Genomic DNA, 26,165 nt, shown 5'->3' on the forward strand with positions numbered 1-26,165 from the left:
GTCGCCGGGAGCCCGGCCGCGGGTCTCAGCCCTCCGTCTCGGCGCGGTCCGGCGTGCCCCACAGCGTGTGGAAGCTGCCCTCGCGGTCCACGCGCCGGTAGGTGTGGGCGCCGAAGTAGTCGCGCTGGCCCTGGGTGAGCGCGGCCGGCAGACGGTCGGCGCGCAGCGAGTCGTAGTACGACAGCGCCGCGGAGAAGGCGGGCACCGGTACGCCCCGGCGCGCCGCCGTGGCGATCACCTCGCGCCACGGCACCTGCGCGTCCGCGATCTCGGCCGCGAAGCCCGCGTCGGACAGCAGGCTGACCAGGCCCGGATCGGCGGCGTACGCGGCGCGGATACGGTCGAGGAAGGCCGCGCGGATGATGCACCCGCCGCGCCAGATCTTCGCGACCGCGCCGAGGTCGATGTCCCAGCCGAACTCCTCGGCGGCGTCGAGGATCATCTTCCAGCCCTGGTCGTAGGCGATCACCTTCGACGCGTACAGGGCCTGCTCCACCTGCGCGGTGAACCGCTCGGCCTCGTACGGGGTCAGGTCCCAGCTGGTGCCGCCGGGCAGACCTCGGTAGGCGCCGCGCAGCGCGGACTGGCCGGAAGCAGCGCGGGCGAAGGTGGCCTGGGCGATGGCGGTCACCGGCGAGCCCAGCTCCAGCGCGGTCTGCACGGTCCAGCGCCCGGTGCCCTTCTGCCCGGCGGCGTCCTCGACCACGTCCACGAAGGGCCTGCCGGTCGCCGCGTCGGTGTGCGCCAGCACCTCGGCCGTGATCTCGATCAGATACGAGTCCAGGCGCCCCTTGTTCCACCGGCGGAAGATCTCGGCGATCGCGGCAGGGGAGAACCCGGCCACCTGGCGCAGCAGGTCGTAGGCCTCGCCGATGAGCTGCATGTCGGCGTACTCGATGCCGTTGTGCACCATCTTCACGAAGTGCCCGGCGCCGTCCGTGCCGACGTGCGTCGTGCACGGCTCGCCCTCGACCTTCGCGCTGATCTTCTCAAACATCGGACCGAGCGAGGCGTACGACTCCGGTGAGCCGCCGGGCATGATGCTCGGCCCGTGCAGCGCGCCCTCCTCGCCGCCCGAGACGCCCACGCCCACGAAGTGGATGCCTTGTTCACGCAGCGACCGCTCACGGCGGCGGGTGTCGGCGAAATGGGCGTTGCCCCCGTCGATGATCATGTCCCCGGGCTCCAGGAGCGGCGCGAACTCCTCGATCACGGCGTCGGTCGCCGCGCCTGCCTGCACCATGATCATGAGACGGCGGGGGCGCTCCAGCGCCGCCACGAACTCCTCGGCTGTCTCGGCGGCCACGAAGGCGCCCTCGTGCCCGAACTCCGCGACCAGCGCCTTGGTTCTGGCCGGGGTGCGGTTGTGCACGGCGACGGTGTACCCGTGCCGCGCGAAGTTCCGGGCCAGGTTGCGGCCCATCACCGCGAGCCCCGTGACACCGATCTGCGCGGTCGCCTGCATGCTGTGCTCCTTGGATCCGGATCCACCGGGCCCGCGTGTCCGGCGGGTGCGGCGGATGTCGCTCGGCACGGCTCGTGCCGCTGTACCGGTCAAGTACGGACGGCGGGCCTCGGTGTCTCACGCCCCGACGACGCGCGGGCCCCGGTGTCTCACGCCGCGATGACCTGGAGAGAGGCCCACAGCGCCGGCACCGCTCCCGTCCGCGCGCCGGCACTGCGATCACTCCGAGCCGGGTGAACTCCCCGAGGGCGACGCCGTGGTCGTGCTGGTGCACGATACGGCGCCACAGCAGCGTGGCCAGGGAGCCGGCGTAGGTGAGGATGGGGCCGATGTTCACGCCGAGCAGGACGGCGAGCACCGCCGGGCCCGGACGGGAGGGCCAGTGGTAGCAGGACCAGGGCCGCCGCCAGGTTGTTGATCAGGTTGGCCGGCGCGGCCGTCAGGGCCGCCAACCCCAGCGGGGTGGGCAGCGAGGTCCCGTCCGGGATCACATGGCCGAGGGCGTTCGCGAGCCCGTTGTCGACGACCGCGCGCACCACGACGCCCAGCGCCAGGACGAAGACCAGGAAGGACGGCGCCGCGCGCACCACCCTGAGCGGCGTGGCCCGGCGCGGGACGAGCCCGCGGTCGGCCAGGACCAGCGCTCCGGCCGGCGCCGACCACGCCGGATCGAGGCGGGCAGAGGCAGCCGACTTCGCCGCCAGGCCCGGCTGCCGAGCGCCGAGGCGAGCGCGAAGCCGGCGAGCGAGCAGGCGACCGTCACCACCGCGAACAGTGGGACAGGCGACCGTCACCACCGCGAACAGTGGGAGCCGCGGCGGCTCGCCGGGGTCGCGTGCCGTGGCTGCGGCAGCCGGGTCGCGGCGGAAGAAGCGCCGGAGGACGACGTACTCGGCGGCAACGGCCACCAGCCACGGCAGTGCCATCAGGCGGCTCGGTCCTTCCGGAGCGCGATCGGCGGTACGCTCCCATCACGTCAGGTCGTTCTGCTCCCCTCGCCCCCGGGTGCACCCGGAAGACGCACTGAAGCGGTCAGGCCCGTACGCGACGCCCACCCGTGGTCCACCGGCCCGATCCCGGCGCCCAGCGCGAACCCGGCCGCGATCGCCGCCGTGACGTACTCCTTCGCCTGCCGCACGGCCTCCGGCACCGCGAGGCCCCGGGCGAGCCCCACCGCGATGGCCGAGGCGAGGGTGCAGCCCGTGCCGTGGGTGTGCCGGTTGTCGTGACGCGGAGCGCGCAGCCAGTGCTCCTCTCGGCCGTCGGTCAGCAGATCCACTGCTTCGCCGGGCAGATGTCCGCCCTTCACGAGCACCCATCGGGGCCCGTACGACAGCAGCTTCGTCGCCGCATGGCGCAGGCCCGGCTCGTCGGTCACCGCGATGCTGGTCAGCTCCGCGACCTCGTCCAGGTTGGGCGTGGCGACCGTCGCCAGCGGCAGCAGCCGGGTCCGTACGGCGTCCAGCGCGTCGTCGGCGAGCAGCTGGTCCCCGTGTTTGGAGACGCTCACCGGGTCCACCACGACCGGGGCCGCCCCGTCGGCGAGCAGCTCGGCCACCGCGGTGACCAGCGCGGGCGAGGCGAGCATCCCCGTCTTGACCGCCTGGACGCCGATGTCGTCGACGACGCTGCGGTACTGGGCGCGTACCGCCTCCACGGGCAGCTCCCAGGCACCCTGCACACCGAGGGAGTTCTGCGCCGTGACCGCGGTGACCACGCTCATCCCATGGGCGCCGAGTGCCAGCATGGTCTTCAGGTCGGCCTGGATTCCGGCGCCTCCGCCGGAGTCGGAGCCGGCGATCGTCAGGACACGCGGCGGCGCGGTCATGCGCGGGCCTCCTCTCGGGTGCGCAGCGGGGCGTACAGCGCGAGCGCCACCAGGAACGCCACGTAGTACGAGATGTCGGCGCCGTGCAGCGCGCGGGCGACGGGGCCGACGTACAGGCCGGTGTCCATGAAGGGCACCGCCGCGGCGAAGGCGCCGGTGAACGCCAGCAGCGGGGGCCACATGGACCGCGGCCGGGCGGTTTCCGCGGCGAGGTCGATCGCCGTGCCGCCGCGCGCACGGGCCCGTACGAGCCAGTCGACGACCACGATCGCCACGAACCCCGGGATCCAGTACCCCACGAACAGCAGCACGTTCTGGAAGCGGGCGGTCGTGTCGGCCGCGTGCATCCACAGCACCAGGGGGAAGCCGAGCACGGCGGCGAGGGCGGCGGCCGCGGGGCGCGGCACGCGCACGCCGACGGTCTGCAGCGCCAGGGAGCCGCTGTAGTCGTTCATCGCGTTGCTGCACAGCGCCGCGAGCGCCACGGCCAGCAGTCCGAAGGCGCTCGCCGTGCCCCCGCCCAGCAGCCTGTCCACTCCCGCGGCGGTCTGGTCGGTGAGCACGGACGCGCCCCACAGCCCGAGGGTCTGGACGGCCACGAACGACACCACGAGACCCAGCAGCGTGCACCAGAACATCCGGGACCGGGAGGTGGTGCGCGGCAGATAGCGGCTGAAGTCGCTGGCGTACGGGGCCCAGGACAGGGCCAGGCTGAGCGCGATGGTGCTGGTGAGCACGAACGCACCCGCCCGGTCGGCGCCGTGCGCGCTGCCCGTCGCGGCGGGGTGGACGCCGTCGGCCATCCGCAGCGCGATCAGCGCGAACGCCGCCGCGAGCACAAAGGTCATGACGATCTGGAGCCGGTGGATCGCCTCGTACCCGAGGACCCCGAGCGCTCCCTGTGCCAGCATCACGGCCAGGACGCCCAGCCAGAACGGCCAGCCGGCGAGCCGTGCCAGCGCGTCCCCGCCGAACAGTCCGATCAGCGCGTCCCAGGCGACCGACGACAGCCACTGCAGCACTCCGGGCAGCACCACTCCCGGCCCGAACGCGAGCCGGGCGAGCGGGAGTTGACCGGCTCCGGTGCGGCTTCCCCAGGTGCTCAGACAGGCGGTGGGCAGCGCGCCGAGCACCGTGCCCAGGACGACGGCGGCGAGCGCGGTGGTGAAGTCGAGGCCGAGCGCGATGCCGATGGTCCCCGTGAACACACCGGTCATGGTCAGATTGGGGGCGAACCACACTGTGAACAGCCGGCCCGCGCCACCGTAGCGATTGCTCTCGGGGACCGGTTCTATGCCGTGTCCCTCGACCCGGAGGTCCCCGGGAGCGGTGGGCATCCGTCCGTCGAAGACGGTTCGCCGGCCGTCGGCGGGCAGCCCGCCGGGCACATGCGCCAATGGCATGGAAGACATCCCTCCGCCAGTACGAACTGGTTCAGGTTCAACGGGTGTGATCTCAGCCCTCGGGTGGGGCACCCCGTGTCCGGTACGGCGGAAAGACTAACCCGAGCCCCGGCGGCACCCATACGGAAGGGCCGCCATCGGATCCGGCAGCGGCCCTTCCTCTGTCGCCGTGGTGCGTCAGCGCTTGGTGTAGATGAAGCCGATCTTGTCCACCTCGTCACCGGAGCGCCCGTGGAATCCGGCGATCTGCCAGCCGGAGGGCGCCGTGCGGGTCACACAGTCGGACGTCGTGGTGCCGCCCGCCAGGCTGTTGCCGAGATTGGTGGTGAACTTCGCGTAGAAGATCCGCGTATGCCCGCTGTACTGACCTTCGCACAGCTGCGCGCTCGTCACGTACTCGCCGCTGCCCAGCGTCAGCGACGACGCGGTGCCGCCGGTGCCTCCGTGGGCGAGCGTGGTGCCGTCGCTCAGCGTCACGCCGATCTGGTCGACGCGGGAGCCGCTGCGCAGCGAGATGCCGGTGGCGCGGGCGCCTGCCGGGACGCTGTCGATGTCGTTGTAGTAGTCGCCGTGCGGCCCGCCGAACTGGTCGCTGAGCTGGAAGGCGGAGTTGCGCGACCAGTTGAACGACGCGGTGATCGGGTCGTGGTCGGAGAGCATCTTGCCGTCGCTCGTCAGGAACTTGGCGTGCTCGTTGTTGTACGAGGTGGCGCCCAGCGAGACGAGCTTGCTGCCCCGGTAGAGGATCTTGTCGACGACCTCACAGGAGTTGGTGATCGCGTTCTCGTCGCAGACCAGCGCGTCACTGCCCTTGGCCGGTGGGGTTCCGCCGCGGATGAGCTGGACCCAGGTGTCGGTGAGACCGTTGGCGGCGGCGAACTCGGCGATCGTGTCGCCGGAGCGTGTGTAGCGGGTGTTGGTGTCGCCCATGACGACGACGGCGTTGCCCGCCGAGTGGGTCTTGATGTAGGCCGTGAGCTGGCTGAGGTTGTCGGCGCGCGAGGCCAGGTCGCCGTCGTTCGTGCCGGCGTTGGTGTGCAGGTTGTAGAAGTCGACGTAGACGCCCTCGGCGAGCCGCTCCCGCATGAACGTGAAGCCCTTGGGCGTGAGGCAGTCGCCGGAGTCGACCTGGCACGAGTTCCAGTGCACGCGCTCGAAGTCGTCGGTGTCGTAAGGGGTGTCGGACAGCGTGTTCAGGCCGCTGCCGATGCCGGCGCCGCCGCTGGTGGGCGTGCGGTAGGGGTGGGAGTCCGCGGCGTACAGGTAGGCGTGGTAGTTGAAGTCCTCCTGGACATGGACGATGTCGTACGGACCGAGCCGCTCGCCGATCGCCGTCGTGCTCGACTGCCGGGGCGTCGGGGCGCTGGAGAGGCCCTCGGGGAGGCCTGCGACGTTGTAGCTGAGCACGTTGAAGGTGCCCGAGTCGGCCGCCGCCGCCGTGGGGGCGATGGCCGTGAGTCCGCCGAACGCGGCGGCCGCCGCCGCGAGAGTGGCGAAGAGTCTGCGCATGAAAGACGGCTCCTGGGGGGTGTGGAGGGGGGCGAGGGGGAGCAGGGTGTTACGCGCATGTCAAAACGTAGCGACAAAGTCTGTGGATGAATGCGCTTTCTGCCGTTCCGGCGAAAACTTCATCCACTGGTCGCCGCGACGTCGGCGATCAGTGGCGACCGCTGCCGTGCGGCGGCCGTGCGGCAGCGGTGCGCGGAGGGGGTTTCACGCCGCGTGTTCCAGAACGCTCTCCGCCACCTTGGTGTCCAGGGCCGCGCGCACCAGCGCGGAGGCCAGCACCGCCGGTTCGGTGCCCCCGGCGAGTTCCACCAGTTGTGCGGGGTCCTTCGGCAGCCCGAGCCGCTCCGCCCCGGACAGGGCCTTTGCGTCCAGGCGGGGCGCCACCTCCGGCCAGACCCGCTGCACCTCACGCAGGAAGATGTCCGCACCGGCCGGGCCCATCCCCGGTATCTCCTGCAGCAGCCGGCGCAGCGCCTGGACGTCCCCGTCGGCCTCCTTCCGCATCCGCCGCAGGTCTCCTCCCCAACGCTCCGTCAGCAGCTCCGCGCCGTTGCCGAGCTGGGTCGCCGTGCGCTCGTCGTAGCGCCGGTAGCCGCCCCGGCCCAGCGCGTCGACGCGTTCCTGCCAGCCGGCCTCGGCCATGCGGCGGGCATCCCTCAGGCCCGCCTCGTACAGCTCCCGCACCGTGGCGAGCGCGATGGACGTGCGGATGCGGGCGCTGAGCAGCAGGGCCATGAGCAGCAGCCGGTAGAGCGGCTGCGGGTTGTCCGTGAGCCGGATGCCCGCCTCCTCGGCGTAGGTGCGTCCGTGCTCGGCGACGAGTTCCCCGATGACGCGGGCCGCGTTCTCCTGGCGGGTCATGACGGGCTCGCAAGGGTCGTTCGAGCCTCCGGCTCCAGGGCGTCGGTCATGGCGTACTCCGCTCCGCCCTCGGTGGATGAGACGGTCGCTCTCTGGCGGCCCGGAGCAACTCGGCACGTTCCTGCTCGCCGGTGCCGCCCCACACGCCCGCCGTCTGTCCGCTGTTCAATGCCCAGTCCAGGCACTCGGCCGTGACGGGACAGCGGCGGCAGACGCGCTTGGCGGCGGCGGTCTCCTCGATGGCCGGCCCCGTCGTCCCGACCGGAAAGAACAGCTCCGGGTCCTCACCCACGCATGCCGCGTACCGCAACCACTCCATGCGCGCCCGGGTCCCCAGGACGGATGGGGTGAAACCCGGCAACGGCAGCCCTGTGCACGGGAGCCGCGGATCTTCCCAGAGGGCCGACCCGGGTCTATAGTCCAACCCGTAAGTCGAAACTAGCAGTGCTAATTAATTTGGCGCCGGTCAGGAGTTCCGTCGTGCGTACCGTCCACTTCGCGGCAGCCCGCCGCACCCCCATCGGCAAGCTGCGCGGCGCCCTGTCCTCCGTACGACCCGACGATCTCGCCGCGACGGTGATCCGCGGAGTGGTCGCCGACATCCCCGCCCTCGACCCGGCCCGTATCGACGACGTCTACTGGGGCGCCGCCAACCAGGCCGGCGAGGACAACCGCAACGTCGCCCGCATGGCCGCCCTGCTGGCCGGACTGCCCGCGTCCGTGCCGGGCGCCACGGTCAACCGGCTGTGCGCCTCCGGCCTGGAGGCGGTGACGACGGCCGCCCGCACCATCGCTGCGGGTGAGGCCGACATCGTGCTCGCGGGCGGCTCGGAGTCCATGAGCCGCGCCCCCTTCGTGCTGCCCCGCCCCGACGAGGCCCTGCCGCACCGCATGGAGACCGCCGACACCCGCCTCGGCTGGCGCCTGGTCAACCCGGCGATGAAGGAGCTCCACGGTCTGCTGTCCATGGGAGAGACCGCGGAGGGGGTCGCCGAGCGGTACGGCATCCCGCGCGAACGCCAGGACGACTTCGCGCTGCGCAGCCACCGACGGGCCGCCGAGGCCCGCAAGAACGGATTCTTCGACGATGAACTCCTTCCTGTGACCTGCCCGGACGGGGTCGTGGTCACCGCCGACGAAGGCGTGCGCGAGGACACGTCGTACGAGAAACTCGCGCGCCTCAAGCCGGTGTTCCGCGAGGGCGGCACCGTCACCGCGGGCAACGCCTCGCCCATGAACGACGGCGCGGCCGGACTCCTCCTGGTCAGCGAGGAAGTACTGAACGAACTGGGCCTCGAATCCCTCGGCCGGTACGTCGCCGGTGCCTCGGCCGGCGTCCACCCGGACGTCATGGGCATCGGCCCCGTCCCCGCCACCGAGAAGGCCCTCGCGCGCGTCGGCTGGACGATCGGCGACATCGAGGAGGCCGAGTTCAACGAGGCGTTCGCCGCCCAGGCTCTCGCCTGCGTCGACCACCTCGGCATCGACCCCGATCTGGTCAACCCGACCGGCGGCGCCATCGCACTCGGCCATCCGCTCGGCTGCTCGGGCGCGCGCATCCTGACCACCCTCCTTCACCGCATGCGCCGCACCGGCGCGGCCCGCGGTCTCGCGACCATGTGTGTGGGCGTCGGACAGGGCAGCACGGTGCTCGTGGAGCGGCACTAGACGTACGTCGAGGGGCGCACAGGTCAGGGGCGTTCGGGAACCGGCGGCTCCAGCGTCCGTGGCGCGAGGCCGCGCGGTGGCCATCTGGCGAGACGGTCCTTACACGAGCAGATGTAAGGACATAGCATCGGTCCCCGCATGAACACGATGACGCTCTGGGACATATCCCTGTGGGGGTTCGCCGCGCTGGCCGCCGCGGCGTTGCTCGTCGGCTTCTCCAAGACCGCCGTGAGCGGCGCCAACACGGTCAGCCTCGCCATCTTCGCCGCCGTCCTGCCCGCCCGCGCCTCGACCGGCGTCCTGCTGCCCCTCCTCATCGTCGGCGACGTACTCGCCGTCCTCACCTACCGGCGGCACGCCCACTGGCCCACCCTGTGGCGCCTGTTCCCGGCGGTCGCCGCGGGCGTCGTCCTCGGCACACTGTTCCTGGTGTGGGCCGACGACGGGGTCGTACGGACGTCGATCGGCGCGATCCTGCTCCTGATGGCGGCGGTGACGGTGTGGCGCCGCCGGACCGCCGGCCGGGAGGAGGTACCCGACTCGGTGACCACACGCTCCGGCCGGATCAAGGCCCGTTCCTACGGCGTCCTCGGCGGCTTCACCACGATGGTGGCCAACGCGGGCGGCCCGGTGATGTCCATGTACCTGCTCTCCGCCGGCTTCCGCAAACTCGGCTTCCTCGGCACCTCGGCCTTCTTCTTCCTGATCGTCAACGTCTCCAAGGTGCCCTTCAGCGCGGGCCTCGGCCTCATCGACGGCCGCTCCCTGCTGCTGGACGCGGCGCTCGCGGTGTTCGTGGTACCGGGCGCGTACATCGGCAAGTGGGCGGTGAACCGGATCAACCAGCGCCTGTTCGAGCAACTGGTGATCGCGGCGACGGTGGTGGGCGCCGTGCAGCTGCTGCTGCGCTGAGCCCGGCCGCCGGACTACCGGAGCAACGCCGGGAGGTCCGCGAAGGAGTCGAGGACGTGGTCGGGCTCGCCGCTCGCGGCCCGGTGCGTCTCCGGCAGGTACTTGCCGGTCCTGACGAGGACCCCGGTGATCCCGGCGCGCTGGGCCGCGAGCACGTCGGACTCGATGTCGTCGCCGACCATCAGCGCCTGGCCGGCACGGACCCCGACATGGGCGAGCGCCGACTCGAAGAACGCGGGCGACGGTTTGCCCGTGACCTCGGCCTCCGTCCGCGCGGCCTTCTCCAGCCCGAGCAGGAACGCCCCGGAGTCCAGCTGCAGCCCGCGGTCGGTGCGCCAGTACAGGTTGCGGTGCACGGCGACCAGCCGCGCGCCCTGCTGGAGATGGCCGAAGGCGCGGTTGAGTGCCGTGTAGTCGAACTCGGGCCCGGCGCCGCCGAGGATCACGACGTCCGGGACGGTGTCCTCGTCGTCCACGAGACGGACACCTGCCAGGTCCTCCCGGATGTCACCACTGTTGAGCAGGGAGCACCGGGCGCCGGGGAAGTGCTCCGCGAGGTACGCGGCGGTGACGGCGGGTGCGGTGAGGATGTCCCCGGCGGCCACGGGGAAACCGGCCGAGGAGAGGGTCTGGGCGATCGACGTGCGGGTGCGGGACGTCGTGTTGGTGAGCAGCGCGACGGCCAGGCCGCAGTCACGGATCTCCCGCAGCGCCTCGACCGCCCCCGGCAGCGGTTGCCACGAGACGGTGAGGACTCCGTCGATGTCGATGAGGACGGCACGCACCGAATCCATGTCAGGACGATAGCGAGGGGTGGCTCCCCGAGCGCGGCAAGGCGTGCGGCAAAGGTGTGACCGGACTTTTGACGCAACCCCGCCGCTACGAACAGACGACGGCGGCCCCACATTACGGGCGCTGGTGGTCGCCCGTACCCTCGAATCCATGCCCCCGCACATCCTGGTCCTCGGCGGCACCACCGAGGCGCGTGAACTGGCCGCGTCGCTCGCGGCGCGTCCCGGTGTGCGGGTGACCACGTCCCTGGCCGGACGGGTGTCCCTGCCGGGGACGCTCGACGGGGATGTCCGCATCGGGGGTTTCGGCGGCGCGGAGGGGCTGACCGCCTGGCTGCGCGAGCACCGGGTGGACGCGGTGGTCGACGCCACCCACCCCTTCGCCGCCCGCATCACGGCGAACGCGGCCCAGGCCGCGGCGGCCACCGGTGTCCCCGCCGTGGTGCTGCACAGGCCCGGCTGGAGCGCGGGCCCCGGCGACCGCTGGCACGAGGCGGCCTCGCTCACCGACGCAGCGGCCCTGCTCCCACAGCTCGGCCGACGCGTCTTCCTCACCACCGGCCGACTGGGCCTCGCGGCCTTCGCGCACCTGGCGGATCTCCACTTCGTCGTACGGTCGGTGGAACCGCCCGAGCCGCCCATGCCCCCGGACGTGGAGGTGCTGTTGGCCCGGGGTCCGTTCACGGTCGAGGGTGAGACCGCGCTGTTGCGTGAGCACCGGATCGATGTGCTGGTGACGAAGGACAGCGGGGGAGCGGCGACGGCGGCCAAACTCACGGCGGCACGGGATCGTGGACTTCCGGTGGTCGTCGTACGTCGTCCGCCCCTGCCCGAGGGCGTGACCGCGGTGACCGACGTGGCCGCAGCGCTGTCCGGGCTGGGCCTCGGCTCTTGAGGAGCGACGACCGGCCCTAGCTCCGGGGATGCCTGCGCAGCAGATACGTGTCCATGATCCAGCCCTTGCGCTCCCGGGCCTCCGAACGCAGCCGTTCGATGCGCTCGGCCGTCTCGGCGAGGGGGCCGGAGACGAGTATCTCGTCCGGCGTGCCGATGTACGCGCCCCAGTAGATGTCGATGTCCTGGTCCGCGTACTGCCGGAAGGTCCGGTGGGCGTCGAGCATCACGACCACGTCGTCGACTCCCTCCGGGAAGCCCTCCGCAAGGCGTCGACCCGTGGTGATCTGGACGGGCCGGGCCACCCGGTTGAGCCCCGTGCGATGCTTCGCCACCAGCGCCGAGACGCTGCTGATGCCCGGCACGACGTCGTACGAGAACGTCACCGCGCCCCGCTCCAGGACCTCCTCCAGGATGCCCAGCGTGCTGTCGTACAACGCCGGGTCGCCCCACACCAGGAACGCACCGCTCTCGTCCTCGCCCAGCTCCTCCACGATGAGCCGCTCGTAGATCGCGGAACGTGCCGAGCGCCAGTCGCCGACAGCGGGGGAGTACGCGGCGCCGCCCGCGGCCCGGTCGCGCTCGGGGTCGCGCGCCTCCACCAGGCGATACGTCCCCTCCGGCAGGTGCGCGTCCAGAATGTCACGGCGCAACTGCACCAGGTCCGACTTCTCCTCGCCCTTGTCGAGGATGAAGAACACGTCCGTGCTCTTCAGCGCCTTGACCGCCTGCAGGGTCAGCTGGTCGGGGTCGCCCGCCCCGATGCCGATGACATGAATCTTTCGCACGCCCCCGAGTCTGCCGTACGGCACCGACGGTCCACGCACGCCCCCAATGCGGGCTGCCCTAGGGCTGCTTCCCACACAGCCGGGGCGCCCAGGCCCGCGCGTCGACGATGTTCGCGTTCCGCTCCACGACCGAGGCCAACTCCCTTGCCCAGACGACCACTTCCGCCACCTCCATGCCGTAGGGCCGGTCCTGCCCGGCCGCGGCCATCCACTCCTCGACGGCCCCGGCGCCGCGCCGCAACAGCCGGGCGCCGCCCGTCGCGTTGCCGCGGGCCGCGTGCGTGAGGCCGACCGCGAGCTGGGCCAGCCCGCGCCACAGGGCGCGCTCCTCGTCGGGCCCGGACTTCCAGGCGTCCTCGAAGACCTCGTGCGCGTGGAACGGCTTCCCGGCGTCCAGCAGGGCCTGAGCCTCGGCGACGGTGTCCTCCGGGCTGCGCAGGACACCCTCGGGCTGGCGCGCCACGCCCTCCGATCCGTACGGCAAGGGCCGCCCCAGCCCGTCCCGTGGCCGCGCGCTCCGGGCCCGTCCCTCCGGGTCCCGGTCGCGCTCCAGGCCGGCCCCGGTCTCCGATGAGTCGCTCATACCCCGATTGTCGCGCGCCCCTCGCCCCCGTCGGTGCAGTGCCTGCTGTGAGGTAAAGTTCTGTTCGCGCGATCACGCGGAACACCGCGGGGGCGCACCGGGACGTGGCGCAGCTTGGTAGCGCACTTGACTGGGGGTCAAGGGGTCGCAGGTTCAAATCCTGTCGTCCCGACAGCGATGTCGGATGTTTCCGCAGGTCAGGGGCTCTCTTCGGAGGGCCCCTGACGTGTGAGTGGGAGCAGTCCGGGAGCCCTCTGCCGCTCCCCATGCTCGCATCGCTCCCAGTTGCCGTCGTCGGTGTCAAACGACGTTGACCGCCTATCGCCCGATCAGGTCGAGATGACCGTGCTCCCACAGCGGGGGCCTGCTGCTCCCGGCGACCGCCTGCGCGGCTTTGGTGTCCCCTTGGCTGCGAGGGCTCCATGTCTGGATGGGCAGTGCATCAAGATCTTGAACGCGACGGCCGGGATCTGTGCAGGTTGGAGGGGATGCGGCTGGGGTGCTGACATCGCGTGTGTCCGCTTGTGGACGGGATGGTGGCGGTATGCGGCGATAGCGTGCTGTATGGAGCGTCGCTCGACCGGTCGCTCGTGTGTGTCGGCGCACACCCTGCGTGGCTGTCATGGGCTGTCATGGGCTGTCATGGGCTGTGCGGCCCATGGCGTGACTCGACAGTCGCCGGCCGAATCGTCGGTAGAGACGGTAGAAGGGGCGGATTGTGTGCTCACTTGTCCCCCGATAGTCGCGGCTACGAAAGACCCAGCGTAGGAACAAGCCCCGCCTGCAAAGCCCCGCTGCCAGCCGACCGAGAGAGCCCTATGACGGATCTCCGCAACCATGCGCACTGCACGCTCGCGAAGGTCAGCAGGGTAGGGGGACGGACGTGCCAAGACTCGTTCCTCTCAGGGAATCGAGCCTCCATCAGACCCGGAGTGGTTCAACTGATCAGCCCGGCCGTTCCCGTGAAACGGCCGGGCTCGCGACGTTCACCATCGACCTGGACGACGGTATCCGGGACATCCAGTGGACCACCTGAAGCCCCTCTCAGGATTACCGGTCATGGTCGGCCCGCTGCCGATCTGTGGTTCCCGGCCTGCGAGAGTGTTCCCGTGCTTCTGGAGCCTGAGAAAACTCTGTTCGTTCGTGGTGCCACGCCCGTGCTCGTGTTGGCTGACGCGCCTGTCCACGACGTCCTTCCACCCGTGACCGCGGCCGACGGGGCGGTGCCCCTGTGCGAGGGGTGGAGCATCGTCCCCAGACTCACCCTGTGTGTCGTGGACGGACCGGGCGAGCATGGCCTCATCGTCCCTGCCCTTGCCGCCCCGGTGCTCGACGGAGCCGAAGGAAACATCGCACCGGGCGACATGGCCGGCTGGTGCGCGGATGCCGAGAAGGCCCGTGGAGCAGTAATCCTGTCCATGGACCAACTGCCTGAGACACTCGATTGGTCCTTCCTGTTGGGCTCGGGCATCGCCCGTGGCGGCTTCGTGCCCGCCCTGACCTGACCTCCACAGCCGGAACCGGGCCTTCCCAGGTCCTGACGCGCGGCGGCCTGATCGCACAACTCACGGCTCGGAGACGACCCCAGCACAGCGAAAAGCCCCCTACTCGCGGAGAGTCCGCAGGTAGGGGCTTGACCGTGCGGGCCTACTTCTTCTTGCCCCGGGTCTTGTCGGGGATCTTGGTGAGCTGGGTTTTTCGCTGGTCGGGGCCGCGCTCGGGTCCGCCCGAGTGGTCGTCATTGGTCGTCGTTGGCCACTGCCGAGCGGCCTCGGACGGCCCAGAGACGCCCCGAGCTTCACCCAGGATTCGCTGCCCCAGACATGATCGTCCACGGGTTGCCTTCCCCGCCGCCCCCCGCTCGTTCTGGTGCGGTGGTGGTGCAGAGCTGCGGCGACCAGGGGTGATCAGCCGGGCACGTGCCATTCATCGAGGCGGATCTTCACCTGACGGTTGTGGTCCGCGTGCCAGATCACCTCACCGGCGACGGTGGCGCCCAAGGCAGGCAGTTCCATGCGGTGAGGCATTGCGGTGATCTCGGCAGAGCCGACTGCATTCGGCACGCCATCGAGGAGGAGGAAGACGCCGAACGGCTGTCGGCCGATGACTCGTCCGCTGATGTGAGAGCCAAGGGGTAGTGCGGAGACTGTTGCTGGCAAGCTCTGATCTATGACATCCGAGGCCGGCACCAGGGAGCGGTCCGGCCAACTGAACTCGGTCATTGGCCAATCATGGTCAGGGTGGCGAGCGTTATCGACAGGAGGTCGCAACGCCTCACCGCTCGGCCGCGCGAGACCGACACGCTTTCCAACTGTATTGGTGGGGCGGTGGGCTGTGTGCAGGGGCGTTCACCTGCGCTCTTGAGCGGCTGGTAGCCGGTGTTGGGAGCGCTGTGAGTCTCTCCTGAACGGCCGTGAACGGGGCCGAATGAGAAGGAAACTGAGACGGCCGTCCATGGTCCTGGAGCTGACCTCGCCACCATGGCGCGTCCAGGCTGTCAGCCGGGATGACCTTGGCCCTGGCCAGGATCTTCCTGTCCAGGGCCCGTACCAGGGCGCGCAACTCACGCGCGCTCCTCCTCGGCAGTGCGTGAATCACGGCTTCAAGGTGGCCGCGGAAGTCGACGCCGTAACACCCGCACTCAAGAATGCCGCAGTCAGGACCTTCGAGTGGGTCCGCAAGCTGTCTGAGAGGGCCGTGGGCCAGGGCCTTCCAGTGCCAGAACGCTTCTTCCGTGGCTTCGGGCCAGAAACGGGTCCGTTCAAGCCGCCGCAGGTCAGCAGTGCAAGATCCAGAGAGGCGTTCAATGGACGGGTACCGTCGCTGCTTCGGCCGGCGGGCAGGAAGGTCGCCCCGCAGGGCTGACGGGCGCCTACGCGGCATTGCCCCTTCGGTTGTCGGTCATGGGGGCAAGGTACAGAACGACGTGCTCGGTGGCCACCGCGTATCCGGTGACTGAAGCTCTGAGCTTGGGAATCTCAGGTGATCTATTCAGTAGTGGTGGAGCTGACCTGCGCTACAGCGGTGCAGGCGCGTACCATCTGCGGAGTTGAGTATCCGCTGTTCCTCGTGTCTCCCCGCACGATCTGGCACGCGTTCGGCACGGTCAGGCGCCTATGGGCTACGCTAGTCTCCGATCATGGCCTTGCGACCTGATGAGTTCTACGACCACGCACGTGCGGCCGCGGATGGTGAGCTTCGGCTTCCGTTGGCGCGGATGACCAGCTGGGAGATAAGCCCGTTCGAACCTGAGGGACTTCGCGTCGCGCCGCTGCGCCCGCCCGTTCTGCCCGAGCCGGAACGGCACGGCGAGGACCCGGCGAACTGCGACCCGTGCCGCGCCCGAGACGAAGGCATCTGGTTCAACGAACGCTGGCGACTGGCCCGGGTCACGGGCGTCGGTGTGCCGCTGGTGCTGATGCTGTACTCCCGCGACCACTACGACATGGCGGATCTGCCCGACGAAATGGCCGCCGAACTCGGGGTGCTCACCACTCACATCGTCCGCCATGTGCAGGCGCTACCGCATATCTCCCGAGCCCACGTCTACCGGATCGGGGACGGAGCTGCACACCTGCACATCTGGCTCTTCGCTCGGCCCGAGGGTCAGGCCCAGCTGTATGGGTCGTGGATGCCCGTCTGGGACGACCTTCTGCCGGAGTACCCGGCGGACGTAGCCGACGCAGACGCGGCGGCCGTCGCCGACGCATTGGTCACCTCGTACGGAGGCCGTCGCTCGGCCACCGACGAACAGATGCACGCCTGAGCCTTCCGCACGATCTCATGAGCCGGTCTACTGATCGGCCCTTCCGCTGACCAGCGGGACTGACGAAGCCCACGGCTCTGACCAGCTCAGATGTCGTGGGCATCTGTCGTTGGTGGTTGGCGCCGGTTGACCTCGCACGGCCCGGACTTCGCCGCGGGGCCGTCGCCAGTTCACTCACCGCTGCGGCCGTCGTCGACCTCCGACGCCGCTGTGAGCACAGCATGAGGAGTTCGGTCCATTCCTGGCAAGGCGGGGCCTTCCTTCGCGCACTGGGGTCGTGGGCGACCGCCGACAGCTGCGGCTGTTCGTAGTCGTTGATGTCAGTGCTGGATGTCAGCGGAACAGCTCTGGCGCCGGGCATACCTCCAGGGGCTCGTCCGGCTGGTCTGCCCAGTTCCACCAGACATGCCGACCGGCACACCTCCACAGCGCACGACAGGCGCGCCGGTTTTCGTCCTCCCGCCTGGAGAGCACGAAGCCACCAGGGCAGGCCGGGGCGTCGCCGGCCATGCGGCGCACCTCAAGAGCCGACAGGCACCCACTGACGCACACCGTGGCCGTTCGCGCCGTACCAGTAGTGGGGCAGGCCCTTGATGCTACTGGTGCGGAACGGGCGGCCGTGGTCGTCGATGCGGACCGTGCCGGTGCGGCCCTGGGAGGACCAGTCGAGTTCCAGGTACCAGTTGCAGTCGTAGGCCTCGGTCGTCGCGGTGACCAGCAGCACCTCCGGGTCCTCGGCGGAGACGCGGTAGGGGAACTGCACCGCGGGGATGGGCTTTCCGGTGTCGTCGCCGGGGCGCGCGTGGGCGATCGGGCGGTTGACGTCCAGGTTCACGGAGAAGTCACGGGGCCTCATGTCGCCGCCGCAGCCCTGGCCCGTGTTGTACGCCTTGCCGGTGACCGGGGTGCCGCGGCTGACGATACGGACCCGGAGGGCCTCCAGGACCACGGCCGTGGACGACTTCCCCTGCACCGAGATCTGCACCATCGTCTGCCGCCCGTGCACCGCCCCCTGCGTCGCCGCCCACACCCCGGCGTCCTGCTGCACCGGCGGCGGGGGCACCTGGATCGGCTCTTTCTCGATGACGTAGTCGTGCATGCAACCGCCCTCCCAGATCTGCGAGTCGGCGGTCCAGGCGAGCGGCACGGAGGCATCGCTCTTCGTGTCCGCCGACGGTCCGCCCCTCTTCTCGGGGATCCCCGAAGCCCGTACTCCTGCGGATGGCGAGGCCGACGAACGGCTGGGGGAGGGACTGGTCGCAGGGGCCGAGGGGTGGTGTGACGTACCGGTTCCTGTCGTACGGGACTGACCGGGGGCCTTGGCGGAGTTGTCGTGAGACCGGTCGGCCGACAGCGCGGACAGACTGCCCAGCGTCACCAGCAGCACGGTCGCCGCGGCGGCGCCGACGACGGTGCGGCGACGGCGGTACCAGGGCCGTCCGGTCGAGCAGGCCGCCTCCCACTGGGCCGTCGGCTCGGGACTGCCCGATCCGGGAGCGCCGGGAGCGGGCAGCCCGGCGTCGGGTGCGCCCGCGTCGAGTCGCGGCGGCGCACCGCTCGTGCTGCCCCCGTCACCACCGATGCCGTCCGCGCCGCCACCCGCGCCCCGCGCCGTCCGGCTGTCCGGACCCGAAGCCCGCTCGCCGCCTGTCGGCTCCAGCGCCCCCTTGGCCTTTGTCGGCTCCGCTGCCTCCTCGGCCCTTGTCGGCTCCGCCGCCCCCTCACCCGCCCTCGGCCGCTGTCGTGCCGTCACCGCGAGCAGCCACAGGCGGTGCAGTTCGAGACGTTCCTCCGGTGTCGCCCCGCAGAAGGCGGCCAGGCGCTCCACCGGGGCGTAGTCCTGCGGGACCGCCTCGCCCGCGCAGTAGCGGTGCAGCGTGGAGGTGTTCATGTTGAGGCGCCGGGCCAGGGAGCCGTAGCTCCGGTCCGTGCGGTCCTTGAGCCGGCGCAGCAGCGCCGCGAACTGCTCGACGTCGTCCCCGGTCGACACCGTTCCCCCGTCCTCCCACGTGTCCCCGTATCCCAGGCGGTCCATATACCTGCACGTCAGATGGGCTGGGACGGTTCCACCGTCGCCGGACGGGCGTCCGGCGTTGCGCCGGGCCACCGTGACGGCCGATGCTCTTGGTGTCGCACCGACCAGGGCCGGACCGACCAGCCGGCGGCGGGCGACAGACGACACCCATGCACTCATCCACGGGGGACACCCATGCCCAAGCGCACCCGAGCAGGCACGCTCCTCGCACTCGCCGTCACGGGCCTCGCCCTCTGCGCGACGCTCTCCACGCCGGCGAACGCCGCGGCCAAGGCGCCCGACTTCCTCGCGGCGGCCGATCTCCCGGCGCACCCGAGCCCGTCCTGGACGGCCGGCTAGGTCACCGCCGACATACCGGAGGCGGTGGAACAGGACCGCTGCCTGAGCATGGCGCTGGGCAGTGACGGCTCGGACACCTGGTACCGGGAGTTCCGTACCGACCTCGACACGAACGCCCGTCAGGTCAGCGTGCAGTTGTCCGCGACGGCTGCGGCGAAGGGGCGCTTCTCGCGGCTGGACAAGGACATCAAGTCCTGTACGGCACGCCTCGAGAAGGCCGACCCGGAGACCGAGGCCACGCTGAAGGACTTCGGCACGCTGCCCGTCGAGGAGAGCGCCCACGCCTGCGGCCTGCACACGGTGGTCTCCTGGGGAGCCTCCGGCATCCGTCTGCTCTCCGTCGACCGTGACGGCAGGACCGTCACGGTCGTCGACCGGGGGCAACTGGGCGGCTTCGGGGACGCGCCGGTGAAGGTCTTCAAGAAGAACGACCGTCACGGCCGTGAACAAACTCCACTGACGGCATGACGGCATGACGGCAGGACCGCATGACCGGGGCTACCCTCCGCCACGGGGGTGGGGAGGGCGGCCCATCGACCACCGACAGCGCCATTCGGCGTGATTCGGCACGACTCGGAAGACGAGGAACACACATGAGCAGCAAGACCCGCGCCGTCCTGACCGCCGGCGTCCTCGCCGTCGCCCTCGGCCTCGGCGCCACGGCCCAGGCCTCCGTCGGCGCCCCGCGCAGCGTCAGCGGCAAGACGTCCGACAACATCACTCGCATCGCCGACTTCTACGGCACCTACATCGACGCGGTGCTCGACGAGGACAGGGGCAACCTCGGAAAGGCCCTGCGCAGCCACTACCTCACCCCCGCCTTCCAGAAGGAGCTGGCGGCCTGGGAGGACCGGGAGCACGCCGACGGCGTCCTGCGCGCCCAGAACGTCCCGCTCGCCTGGAAGGTCACCGACAACGGCACCGCCGGCAACTACACGGAGGCCGTCGTCACCTTCACTTGGGGCAGCGGCACCACCACCAAGCTGGTCGTCGACATGACCCGCGGCAGCCACAGGATCTTCCACATCGGCGAGAAGGGCGTGGGACGCAAGTAGTCACTCCGGTCGCAGCCGTAGCGTGAGGACCTGGAACGGTCGCAGCTCGAAGGCCAAGTTGCTTTCGCGCAGCGGCCGTTCCAGCAGCTCCGTCACCTCGGCCCGGCCCACCGGGAACCCGGGCGTGTGGGTGGCCCGCGCCCGGCCGCCCCGGGACTCGTACAGTCGCACCACCACATCCCCGCTGCGGTCCTCCGTCGGCTTCACCGACTCGACAGTCACGGCCGGGTGGTCGGTCTACGTGGACCAGCGGCTCCACGACCTGCGCCCCGGCCACCGGCAACGGCAGGTTCAGGGCGAGCCTCTCGGCGACCGCGTGCGTGATGTCCGCGTCCGGCCGCAGCGCGTACGTGAACCGGTGCTGCGCGAGGTCATCACCGTGATGGGCGGCAGCTCCGGCGGCGTGTCCGCCACGGTACACGCCGCCTGCTCCCCGCCGTCCGAGACCGCGGCCGCCAGGGCGTGCTTGAGCATGCTGCGGGCATCCGGGCGGTCCGGTTCGGCGCTGTTAGCGCCCCTTGCTGACCGCGGCTGACCTCTGTATCCGGCACGGCTGTGGCACGCGGTACTCATCCTCGGGACGTGTGGCGACCTTCTGATCCGTAGCTTTACAGAGATCGGTCAACGGAGGTCATACAGGCAGTCGTTCGGCTCCTGAGGGTTGCTGTGGGTCATGGTCGGTTGCTGTGGTTGCTGTACTTCTCTGCTGTACAGCAGGATGTCCCCATCAGGATCGGGCGTTGACCTCGCCTGCGACAATGCACCCATGAATGACGCCTCTGGACCGCAGACCTTCGCTTCGCCGCTCAAGCCCGTCGACCTGCGCACCATCGCGTCTGAACGTGAGGCCTTGGCCGGGTGGCTCGACTACCATCGCGCCGAGTTGCTGAGGAAGCTCGATGGGTTGACCGAGGAACAGGCTGCCCGGCGTGTCGTTCCGTCCCTCACCACCCTGCACGGATTGGTGCGACACCTCACTAAGGTCGAGTTTGTCTGGTTTATTAACGTCATCAAGCAGAGCGAGGAACCCGCGCCCTTCGGTTGGCCGAAGCGCAGGGACGGTGACTTCCTGTTGGACGACGGCGCGACACTGCCTGAGGACGTCGCGCGCTACCTGGCCGCCTGCGAGCGCAGCCGCGAGATCTTCGCCGGGGCTTCACTGGATGATGTTTGCACGCACCACCGATTTGGGGATCTCGACGTGCGTTGCATCATGATGCACATGATCAGGGAATACGCCCAACACAACGGCCACGCGGACGTCATCCGCGAGCTCATCGACGGCAGTACGCAGAGCTGAGTCCCCTCACACCTCCGGGCGCGGCCCTTAGACGTCATCTCATTTGGTGAGTCTGCGGTAGCAGATGAGGGTGCAGGCGATGCTGGTGAAGGCGAGGAAGTGCTCGGCTTTGCGCTCGTAGCGGCGGTGCAGTCGACGGCATCCGGCGAGCCAGGACATCGTGCGTTCTATGGTCCAGCGGTGGCGGCCCAGGCGGGTTGAGGACTCGATGCCCTTGCGTGCGATGCGGTGGGTGATGCCCCGCTCACGTAACCATCGCCGCAGGTGGGAGTAGTCGTAGCCCTTGTCGGCGTGGAGCTTTCCCGGTTTGCGTCGTCGGCGTCCACGGCGGGAGCGGATCGGCGGTATGCCCTTCACCAGTGGGATCAGGGCCTGGCTGTCGTGCAGGTTCGCCCCCGAGATTCCGGCGGAGAGGGGCAGACCGGTCCGCTCGGTGATCAAGTGGATCTTCGAGCCGTACTTGCCCCGGTCGACAGGATTCGGACCTGTCAGATCCCCCTTTTGAGGGCCCGCATGTTCACCGAGTCGATCGCACAGCGCGACCAGTCCAACTCGCCGCGGGAGCCGAGTTCGTCGAGGACCAGGCGGTGGAGCTTGGCCCACACCCTGGCCTTCGTCCACTCGGTGAAACGCCGGTGGGCCGTCGCCCCCGACGGCCCGAACGACGCTGACGGCAACTGCTGCCACGTGCAGCCCGACGTGGCCACAAACACGATCGCAGCCAGCACCTCGCGGTCACCGTGCCGACGCCGTCCACCACCCTGAGGCCGCGAGGGAGCCTCCGGCACCACTCGCTGGAACAGTTCCCACAACTCGTCCGGCACCAGCCGCTCAACGATCCCCACCACGAGCGACAGCCTACCGAGTCAGCCAAATGAGATGACGTCTTAGCGCCGTCCGGACCGCTCTTCACCTGGTTCTGGCGAGGATGCCCCGGCGTTCACGCCGGGGAGGAATGGCCTCCCCGTCCCGGCGACGCGGAGCGTCGTCGCATCCACTCTCCCACGGGCGCGGAGCGCCCGCACGGCCGCCTGGCGGAGCCGGGGAATGCGAACAACCATCCCACGGGTCACCGGGACTGGTGATCGCTGAGGAAGTGTCGGTCGCGCGTGCGGTCGTCGTACTACGGTCCGACGTCATGAAGCTGGTGGTCCAGGTGAAGCTGCTGCCGACGCCCGAGCAGGCGTCGGCGCTCGAGGCGACCTTGCGCGCCTGCAACCGGGCCGCCACCTACGCGTCGCACGTTGCCTTCGCCAAGAAGTTGAAGGACCGCAATGGCCTGCAGAAAGAGGTGTATGCGGACCTGAAGGTGACGTTCGGGCTGTCGGCGCAGCCGGCGGTGCGGGCGGTGAAGAAGGTCGTCGACGCCTACGCGACGCTGAAGGCCAACCTGCAGGCCGGGAACCTGGGTTCGCCCGCCTCCCAGCGGTACCGCAAGGCCGTCGGCACCCCCGTCAGCTTCCGTCCGGAGGCGGCCCAGCCGTTCGACGACCGCTGCCTGTCCTGGCAGTACGACGCGCGCACCGTGTCGATCTGGACCGTGGACGGGCGGATGAAGGGCATCCGGTTCGCCTGCTCCGCCGATCAGCTCAAGACTCTCGTGCAGTACCGCAAGGGCGAGAGCGATCTGGTCCGGCGGGGCGGGAAGTGGTTTCTGATCGCTACCTGCGACCTGCCCGATCCCGACCCGTACGACCCGGCCGACTGGATCGGGGTGGACCGGGGCATCGTGAACCTGGCCACCACCAGTGACGGCACCAACTACCAGGGGCGTCGGCTGGGCCGATACCGTCGCTGGCAAGCCCGTAAGCGCGCCGAACTGCAGGCCAGGCAGACCCGCTCGGCCACCCGCCGCCTCACGCGCCGCGCGCAAAAGGAGAAGCGTCATGGCACGCATGTGAACCACCGCATCAGCAAGGAGATCGTGTCCGTCGCGCAACGCACCGGTCGCGGGATCGCCGTCGAGGCACTCGGCGGGATCCGCGAGCGGGTACGGCTACGCCGCGACCAGCGGGGCACCCTCTCCTCCTGGCCCTTCCACCAGTTCGGACACCACCTGGCCTACAAGGCACGCAAGTCCGGGGTGCCCTTCCTCGAAGTGGACGCGGCCCATACCTCGCAGCGCTGCCCGCGCTGCGGCCACGCAGAGCGGGCCAACCGGCCCGACCGGGATCATTTCCGCTGTCGTCGGTGCGGGCTCTCCCCCACTCTCGGCTTCGCTCGAGCGGGAGGTGCCCCCACGCCCGGCCGACGTCGTCGCCGGGGTCAACGTGCGCGATCGCGCACGCTCGGCGTGGGTGTTCGTCACCGCACCCGCACCCTCCCCCTGACATCTGGTGGGGGCTGGGTGGATGCGACCCGTGACCGTCCTGTCGTAGGGGACAGTCGGGAGCGCGACGAGGTGTGAACGACCGAGTGCACAAGCTCGGCCGTTCACGGCCGAGAAGGTGACTGATCCGTCCCGTCCGCGCGCCGCCTTGAGCGCGACCATCCTTCCGACGGGGCAGTAGGGGTCGGCCAGGGACACGTGGACCACGTTCGGCACGGTGCCGTCCGGCAGCGGCAGCCCGTCGAAGTACGTCTGCACCCGGGTCTTCGTGCGGTCCACCAGCTGGTCGGGGATCAGTAGCGTGCCCGGCCCGTACTCCGGGCGCAGCCTGCCCACCGCGAACGGGCCGAGCACCTGCCGTACGCCGACGGAGCGCAGCGCCAACAGGTTGGCGCGGTAGTTGATCCGGTGCGGTGGCAGATGGTGGGCGCGGCCGTGGCGGGGGAGGAAGGCGACCCGCCGGCCGGCTATCTCGCCGAGGAAGAGGGAGTCGCTTGTACGCACTGACGTGTTCCGGGCTATCAGGACGGCTGCGGGGAGGACGGGCGTTGGGGGCGAAGGCCACGGCGGCCCGGGGGTTCCTGGATGGCACGCTCCCTCGTCGAAGCTGCGGGTGAGGAGTCGGAGGCCGACTTCGCGGACACGTGGCTGGCCCTGGCTGGGCAGCAACGCATGTGCGTCCTCACGCTGCGGCTGTGCTGCTCACGCAAGGCTGTGCACCGACCCGACTGCCTCGCAGTAGGCGTACCTGGAAGCCCCATGTGGAGGACTTCGAGGTGCTGGACGGCGTGTCGAGTGTTTCGATGAGTCCCGCAAGAAGCGGAGGACGCGGTCCGTTGGTCCTCTCGGTGGTCCAGTGCGCGTTGAATGCCGAACACGGGGGAATGCGCCGACGCACGCAGTGGTCAGGACGGCGACGGGTGGGGTCCCGTGGGTGCTGCGCATGCCCCGTGGCCGGTAGACGTCCCTGTTCCGTAAGGAGGTCGGACGTTCCGTGGCAGCCTTCCCTCAGGTGGGATGGAAGGCATGAGATCGCGCTTCTTTCCGCCGGTGTTCAAGGGCAGACTGCACGACGCCCGCACGGCGACCTCGATCGGGCGGTGGCTCGGCCTGGCGTTCGCCTTGTGCTTCTGCACCGGCTTGATCAGCCACTTCATGCAGCACCCGCCAGGATGGCTCGCCGACGACCTGCCGAGCCGCCCGGTGTGGGGCTACCGGTTCACGCAGGGGCTCCACGTCGCTTCCGGCATCGCGGCGATCCCGTTGCTGCTGGCCAAGTTGTGGACGGTGTATCCCCGGCTGTTCGAGTGGCCACCGGTGCGCTCGGTGCGGCACGCCCTGGAGCGGGTGTCGGTGGCCGTCCTGGTCGCGGCGGCCCTCTTCGAGCTGGCGACCGGTCTGCTGAACACCGCCCAGTGGTACCCGTGGCCCTTCTCCTTCGTGGAGGTGCACTACGCCGTGGCCTGGGTGGTGGTAGGAGCGCTGGTCCTGCACATCGCGGTCAAGGCACCCGAGATCGCGGCGCATTGGAGCCGTCGCTCGCCGGGCACGCTGGCCCTGCCCGCCGAGGACGCCCCTGACCGGCGCTCCCTGCTCGCCGCGGTGGCGGCGGCGGTCGGCGCGGTCACCGTCACCACGGTCGGACAGTCCTTCACCCCGTTGAAGGACCTCACCCTCCTCGCACCCCGCCACCCTGACCATGGTCCCGAGGGCCTGCCGGTCAACCGGACCGCCGCCGCGGCCGGCGTCGGCCTTGTCCACGCGGAGCGCTACCGCCTGACCGTCGCCGGACCGCGGCCCTTCACACTCACCTTGGACGAATTGCGCGCACTGCCCCAGCACGAGGTCGAGCTGCCGATCGCCTGCGTGGAGGGGTGGAGCAAGTCGGCGCACTGGACGGGCGTGCGCGTCGTGGACCTGCTGGAGCGGGCGGGCACCCCGGTCCACGCGCGGGTACGGGTGGTGTCGTTGCAGACCCGGGGTGGTTACCGGGTCTCCGAGATGGGCCACGAGCACGCCCGGGACCCGCTGACCCTGCTCGCGCTGCGCCTCAACGGCGAGGAACTGTCGCCTGATCACGGCTATCCGGTGCGCCTGATCGCCCCGAACCGTCCGGGCGTGCTGCAGACCAAGTGGGTCGGCCGACTGGAGGTGCTGTCATGAGGGTCAACGTGCTGCGACTGCTGGCCGGCGCCGGCGGGCTGGCGCTGATGGGCGTCGGCGCGTCCCTGCTGCTGGACAGGCAGCAGGATCTGCTGGGTGTGCTGCAGTGGCTCGGCGGGGCGGTCGTGTTGCACGACGCGCTGATCGCACCGGTGGTGCTGCTCGTCGGGCTGGTGCTGGTCCGTGGCGGGGTGAGGGGGCCGATCCGTGGGGCGCTGCTCGTGGCGGGTGCCCTGACCGCAGTGGCGCTGCCGGTGCTGCTTCGACCGGGGCCGCGGGCCAACTCGACGGTGTTGCCGCTCGACTACCCGCGCAACTGGTTGCTGACGCTGGTGGCCGTGGCCACGGTCACGGCTCTGCTGGTGGTGTCGAAGGAGGTCCGTCGCAGCCGACGACGTCCACCTTCGTGACGACGGCGTCTTACGGGTGTCTTACGCACCGCCGGCACGGCCACGCCGAGCCCGGGGCATTCCTAC

General features: G+C 70.3%; 22 protein-coding genes, 1 tRNA gene, 4 pseudogenes and 1 riboswitch. Of the genes and pseudogenes, 12 read left to right on the forward strand and 15 right to left on the reverse strand.

Features of this window, described 5'->3' with window-relative positions; translation table 11 throughout:
• Positions 1 to 25 precede the first annotated feature (25 nt).
• From gnd to ABT186_RS16660, 7 genes and pseudogenes are all read right to left on the reverse strand, one after another.
• Positions 26 to 1,465 (reverse strand): NADP-dependent phosphogluconate dehydrogenase, encoded by a 1,440-nt coding sequence (gene gnd, locus ABT186_RS16630; RefSeq protein WP_351233691.1) that lies wholly within the window; start codon positions 1,463 to 1,465, stop codon positions 26 to 28.
• Between the two features lie 149 nt (positions 1,466 to 1,614).
• Positions 1,615 to 2,394: pseudogene (locus tag ABT186_RS16635) on the reverse strand (ArsB/NhaD family transporter); the annotation flags it as partial.
• 47 nt (positions 2,395 to 2,441) lie between these two features.
• Complete coding sequence (thiD, locus tag ABT186_RS16640; protein ID WP_351925563.1) at positions 2,442 to 3,293, reverse strand: bifunctional hydroxymethylpyrimidine kinase/phosphomethylpyrimidine kinase; 852 nt, start codon at positions 3,291 to 3,293, stop codon at positions 2,442 to 2,444.
• A complete protein-coding gene (locus ABT186_RS16645; protein WP_351925565.1) occupies positions 3,290 to 4,696 on the reverse strand; it encodes a purine-cytosine permease family protein in 1,407 nt (468 codons plus the stop codon). The genes thiD and ABT186_RS16645 overlap by 4 nt, the downstream gene beginning before the upstream one ends.
• A riboswitch (TPP riboswitch) is annotated at positions 4,688 to 4,782 on the reverse strand. It overlaps the preceding gene by 9 nt.
• A 91-nt stretch (positions 4,783 to 4,873) precedes the next feature.
• The gene (locus ABT186_RS16650) at positions 4,874 to 6,205 is read right to left on the reverse strand and encodes a jacalin-like lectin (RefSeq protein ID WP_351233697.1); all 1,332 of its coding nucleotides are present in this window, start codon (positions 6,203 to 6,205) and stop codon (positions 4,874 to 4,876) included.
• A gap of 204 nt (positions 6,206 to 6,409) precedes the next feature.
• On the reverse strand, positions 6,410 to 7,066 hold the full coding sequence (locus tag ABT186_RS16655; protein WP_351233699.1) for an endonuclease: 657 nt from the start codon (positions 7,064 to 7,066) through the stop codon (positions 6,410 to 6,412).
• Between the two features lie 46 nt (positions 7,067 to 7,112).
• Positions 7,113 to 7,385, reverse strand: a complete 273-nt coding sequence (locus ABT186_RS16660; RefSeq protein WP_351233700.1) for a WhiB family transcriptional regulator — start codon at positions 7,383 to 7,385, stop codon at positions 7,113 to 7,115.
• Between the two features lie 161 nt (positions 7,386 to 7,546).
• On the opposite strand from ABT186_RS16660, the gene ABT186_RS16665 reads away from it, so the two are divergent.
• Both ABT186_RS16665 and ABT186_RS16670 read left to right on the forward strand, forming a co-directional pair.
• Positions 7,547 to 8,734: a thiolase family protein gene (locus ABT186_RS16665; RefSeq protein WP_351233702.1), complete on the forward strand. Its 1,188-nt coding sequence runs from the start codon at positions 7,547 to 7,549 to the stop codon at positions 8,732 to 8,734.
• 138 nt (positions 8,735 to 8,872) lie between these two features.
• Positions 8,873 to 9,646, forward strand: a complete 774-nt coding sequence (locus tag ABT186_RS16670; RefSeq protein ID WP_351233704.1) for a sulfite exporter TauE/SafE family protein — start codon at positions 8,873 to 8,875, stop codon at positions 9,644 to 9,646.
• Between the two features lie 14 nt (positions 9,647 to 9,660).
• On the opposite strand, the gene ABT186_RS16675 is transcribed toward ABT186_RS16670, so the two are convergent.
• Complete coding sequence (locus ABT186_RS16675) at positions 9,661 to 10,440, reverse strand: HAD-IIA family hydrolase (protein WP_351233705.1); 780 nt, start codon at positions 10,438 to 10,440, stop codon at positions 9,661 to 9,663.
• Positions 10,441 to 10,588: 148 nt separating this feature from the next.
• On the opposite strand from ABT186_RS16675, the gene ABT186_RS16680 reads away from it, so the two are divergent.
• Positions 10,589 to 11,332 (forward strand): cobalt-precorrin-6A reductase, encoded by a 744-nt coding sequence (locus tag ABT186_RS16680; RefSeq protein ID WP_351233707.1) that lies wholly within the window; start codon positions 10,589 to 10,591, stop codon positions 11,330 to 11,332.
• Positions 11,333 to 11,348: 16 nt separating this feature from the next.
• Here the strand turns inward: ABT186_RS16680 and cobF are convergent, their stop codons facing one another.
• Positions 11,349 to 12,119 (reverse strand): precorrin-6A synthase (deacetylating), encoded by a 771-nt coding sequence (cobF, locus tag ABT186_RS16685; protein ID WP_351233709.1) that lies wholly within the window; start codon positions 12,117 to 12,119, stop codon positions 11,349 to 11,351.
• Positions 12,120 to 12,177: 58 nt separating this feature from the next.
• Positions 12,178 to 12,702 carry a DUF309 domain-containing protein gene (locus ABT186_RS16690; protein ID WP_351233711.1) on the reverse strand — a complete coding sequence of 175 codons (525 nt, stop codon included), beginning with the start codon at positions 12,700 to 12,702 and terminating at the stop codon, positions 12,178 to 12,180.
• A gap of 98 nt (positions 12,703 to 12,800) precedes the next feature.
• Between ABT186_RS16690 and ABT186_RS16695 the strand changes: the two genes are divergently transcribed.
• Both ABT186_RS16695 and ABT186_RS16700 read left to right on the forward strand, forming a co-directional pair.
• Positions 12,801 to 12,874 (forward strand) — tRNA-Pro (locus ABT186_RS16695).
• 1,030 nt (positions 12,875 to 13,904) lie between these two features.
• Entirely contained in the window at positions 13,905 to 14,207 is a 303-nt protein-coding gene (locus ABT186_RS16700; protein WP_351233713.1) for a hypothetical protein, read from the forward strand.
• A gap of 402 nt (positions 14,208 to 14,609) precedes the next feature.
• Here the strand turns inward: ABT186_RS16700 and ABT186_RS16705 are convergent, their stop codons facing one another.
• Entirely contained in the window at positions 14,610 to 14,924 is a 315-nt protein-coding gene (locus ABT186_RS16705; protein WP_351925567.1) for a hypothetical protein, read from the reverse strand.
• A gap of 917 nt (positions 14,925 to 15,841) precedes the next feature.
• On the opposite strand from ABT186_RS16705, the gene ABT186_RS16710 reads away from it, so the two are divergent.
• Entirely contained in the window at positions 15,842 to 16,468 is a 627-nt protein-coding gene (locus ABT186_RS16710; RefSeq protein ID WP_351233717.1) for an HIT family protein, read from the forward strand.
• Positions 16,469 to 16,988: 520 nt separating this feature from the next.
• Here the strand turns inward: ABT186_RS16710 and ABT186_RS16715 are convergent.
• Complete coding sequence (locus ABT186_RS16715; protein WP_351233719.1) at positions 16,989 to 18,503, reverse strand: helix-turn-helix domain-containing protein; 1,515 nt, start codon at positions 18,501 to 18,503, stop codon at positions 16,989 to 16,991.
• Between the two features lie 174 nt (positions 18,504 to 18,677).
• Between ABT186_RS16715 and ABT186_RS16725 the strand changes: the two are divergent.
• Positions 18,678 to 19,302: pseudogene (locus ABT186_RS16725) on the forward strand (hypothetical protein).
• A 133-nt stretch (positions 19,303 to 19,435) separates the two neighbouring features.
• On the forward strand, positions 19,436 to 19,897 hold the full coding sequence (locus tag ABT186_RS16730) for a hypothetical protein (protein ID WP_351233725.1): 462 nt from the start codon (positions 19,436 to 19,438) through the stop codon (positions 19,895 to 19,897).
• On the opposite strand, the pseudogene ABT186_RS16735 reads toward ABT186_RS16730, so the two are convergent.
• Positions 19,898 to 20,270, reverse strand: a pseudogene (locus tag ABT186_RS16735) (glycosyl hydrolase-related protein); the annotation flags it as partial.
• A 393-nt stretch (positions 20,271 to 20,663) separates the two neighbouring features.
• On the opposite strand from ABT186_RS16735, the gene ABT186_RS16740 reads away from it, so the two are divergent.
• A complete protein-coding gene (locus tag ABT186_RS16740; RefSeq protein WP_351925571.1) occupies positions 20,664 to 21,197 on the forward strand; it encodes a DinB family protein in 534 nt (177 codons plus the stop codon).
• Positions 21,198 to 21,236: 39 nt separating this feature from the next.
• Here ABT186_RS16740 and ABT186_RS16745 read toward each other — a convergent pair.
• Positions 21,237 to 22,036 (reverse strand): IS5 family transposase gene (locus tag ABT186_RS16745; protein ID WP_351925623.1). Its coding sequence is split into 2 segments (ribosomal slippage): positions 21,237 to 21,698 and positions 21,701 to 22,036, totalling 798 coding nucleotides; the frame shifts between segments, so codons are not numbered across the junction.
• Between the two features lie 299 nt (positions 22,037 to 22,335).
• Between ABT186_RS16745 and ABT186_RS16750 the strand changes: the two genes are divergently transcribed.
• Complete coding sequence (locus ABT186_RS16750) at positions 22,336 to 23,604, forward strand: RNA-guided endonuclease InsQ/TnpB family protein (protein ID WP_351235801.1); 1,269 nt, start codon at positions 22,336 to 22,338, stop codon at positions 23,602 to 23,604.
• Between the two features lie 51 nt (positions 23,605 to 23,655).
• Here the strand turns inward: ABT186_RS16750 and ABT186_RS16755 are convergent.
• Positions 23,656 to 24,021 (reverse strand): annotated as a pseudogene (locus ABT186_RS16755) (phosphorylase family protein); the annotation flags it as partial.
• Between the two features lie 531 nt (positions 24,022 to 24,552).
• Here ABT186_RS16755 and ABT186_RS16760 point away from each other — a divergent pair.
• Complete coding sequence (locus ABT186_RS16760) at positions 24,553 to 25,689, forward strand: molybdopterin-dependent oxidoreductase (protein WP_351235803.1); 1,137 nt, start codon at positions 24,553 to 24,555, stop codon at positions 25,687 to 25,689.
• The gene (locus ABT186_RS16765; RefSeq protein WP_351235805.1) at positions 25,686 to 26,099 is read left to right on the forward strand and encodes a hypothetical protein; all 414 of its coding nucleotides are present in this window, start codon (positions 25,686 to 25,688) and stop codon (positions 26,097 to 26,099) included. Before ABT186_RS16760 ends, ABT186_RS16765 begins: the two co-directional genes overlap by 4 nt.
• The last annotated feature ends 66 nt before the right edge of the window (positions 26,100 to 26,165 follow it).

This window comes from Streptomyces sp. NPDC001634 (assembly GCF_040298185.1).
Classification (GTDB): Bacteria; Actinomycetota; Actinomycetes; order Streptomycetales; family Streptomycetaceae; genus Streptomyces.

Bases quoted from the DNA above. Each gene is read 5' to 3' on its own strand.
- ABT186_RS16680 (WP_351233707.1), top strand. From the start codon at position 10,589: ATGCCCCCGCACATCCTGGTCCTCGGCGGCACCACCGAGGCGCGTGAA.
- ABT186_RS16690 (WP_351233711.1), bottom strand. From the start codon at position 12,702: ATGAGCGACTCATCGGAGACCGGGGCCGGCCTGGAGCGCGACCGGGAC.
- ABT186_RS16750 (WP_351235801.1), top strand. From the start codon at position 22,336: ATGAAGCTGGTGGTCCAGGTGAAGCTGCTGCCGACGCCCGAGCAGGCG.
- ABT186_RS16710 (WP_351233717.1), top strand. From the start codon at position 15,842: ATGGCCTTGCGACCTGATGAGTTCTACGACCACGCACGTGCGGCCGCG.
- ABT186_RS16760 (WP_351235803.1), top strand. From the start codon at position 24,553: ATGAGATCGCGCTTCTTTCCGCCGGTGTTCAAGGGCAGACTGCACGAC.
- ABT186_RS16765 (WP_351235805.1), top strand. From the start codon at position 25,686: ATGAGGGTCAACGTGCTGCGACTGCTGGCCGGCGCCGGCGGGCTGGCG.
- thiD (WP_351925563.1), bottom strand. From the start codon at position 3,293: ATGACCGCGCCGCCGCGTGTCCTGACGATCGCCGGCTCCGACTCCGGC.
- ABT186_RS16670 (WP_351233704.1), top strand. From the start codon at position 8,873: ATGAACACGATGACGCTCTGGGACATATCCCTGTGGGGGTTCGCCGCG.
- ABT186_RS16675 (WP_351233705.1), bottom strand. From the start codon at position 10,440: ATGGATTCGGTGCGTGCCGTCCTCATCGACATCGACGGAGTCCTCACC.
- ABT186_RS16660 (WP_351233700.1), bottom strand. From the start codon at position 7,385: ATGGAGTGGTTGCGGTACGCGGCATGCGTGGGTGAGGACCCGGAGCTG.
- ABT186_RS16730 (WP_351233725.1), top strand. From the start codon at position 19,436: ATGAGCAGCAAGACCCGCGCCGTCCTGACCGCCGGCGTCCTCGCCGTC.
- ABT186_RS16645 (WP_351925565.1), bottom strand. From the start codon at position 4,696: ATGCCATTGGCGCATGTGCCCGGCGGGCTGCCCGCCGACGGCCGGCGA.
- ABT186_RS16740 (WP_351925571.1), top strand. From the start codon at position 20,664: ATGAATGACGCCTCTGGACCGCAGACCTTCGCTTCGCCGCTCAAGCCC.
- ABT186_RS16655 (WP_351233699.1), bottom strand. From the start codon at position 7,066: ATGACCCGCCAGGAGAACGCGGCCCGCGTCATCGGGGAACTCGTCGCC.
- ABT186_RS16705 (WP_351925567.1), bottom strand. From the start codon at position 14,924: ATGACCGAGTTCAGTTGGCCGGACCGCTCCCTGGTGCCGGCCTCGGAT.
- ABT186_RS16715 (WP_351233719.1), bottom strand. From the start codon at position 18,503: ATGGACCGCCTGGGATACGGGGACACGTGGGAGGACGGGGGAACGGTG.
- gnd (WP_351233691.1), bottom strand. From the start codon at position 1,465: ATGCAGGCGACCGCGCAGATCGGTGTCACGGGGCTCGCGGTGATGGGC.
- ABT186_RS16650 (WP_351233697.1), bottom strand. From the start codon at position 6,205: ATGCGCAGACTCTTCGCCACTCTCGCGGCGGCGGCCGCCGCGTTCGGC.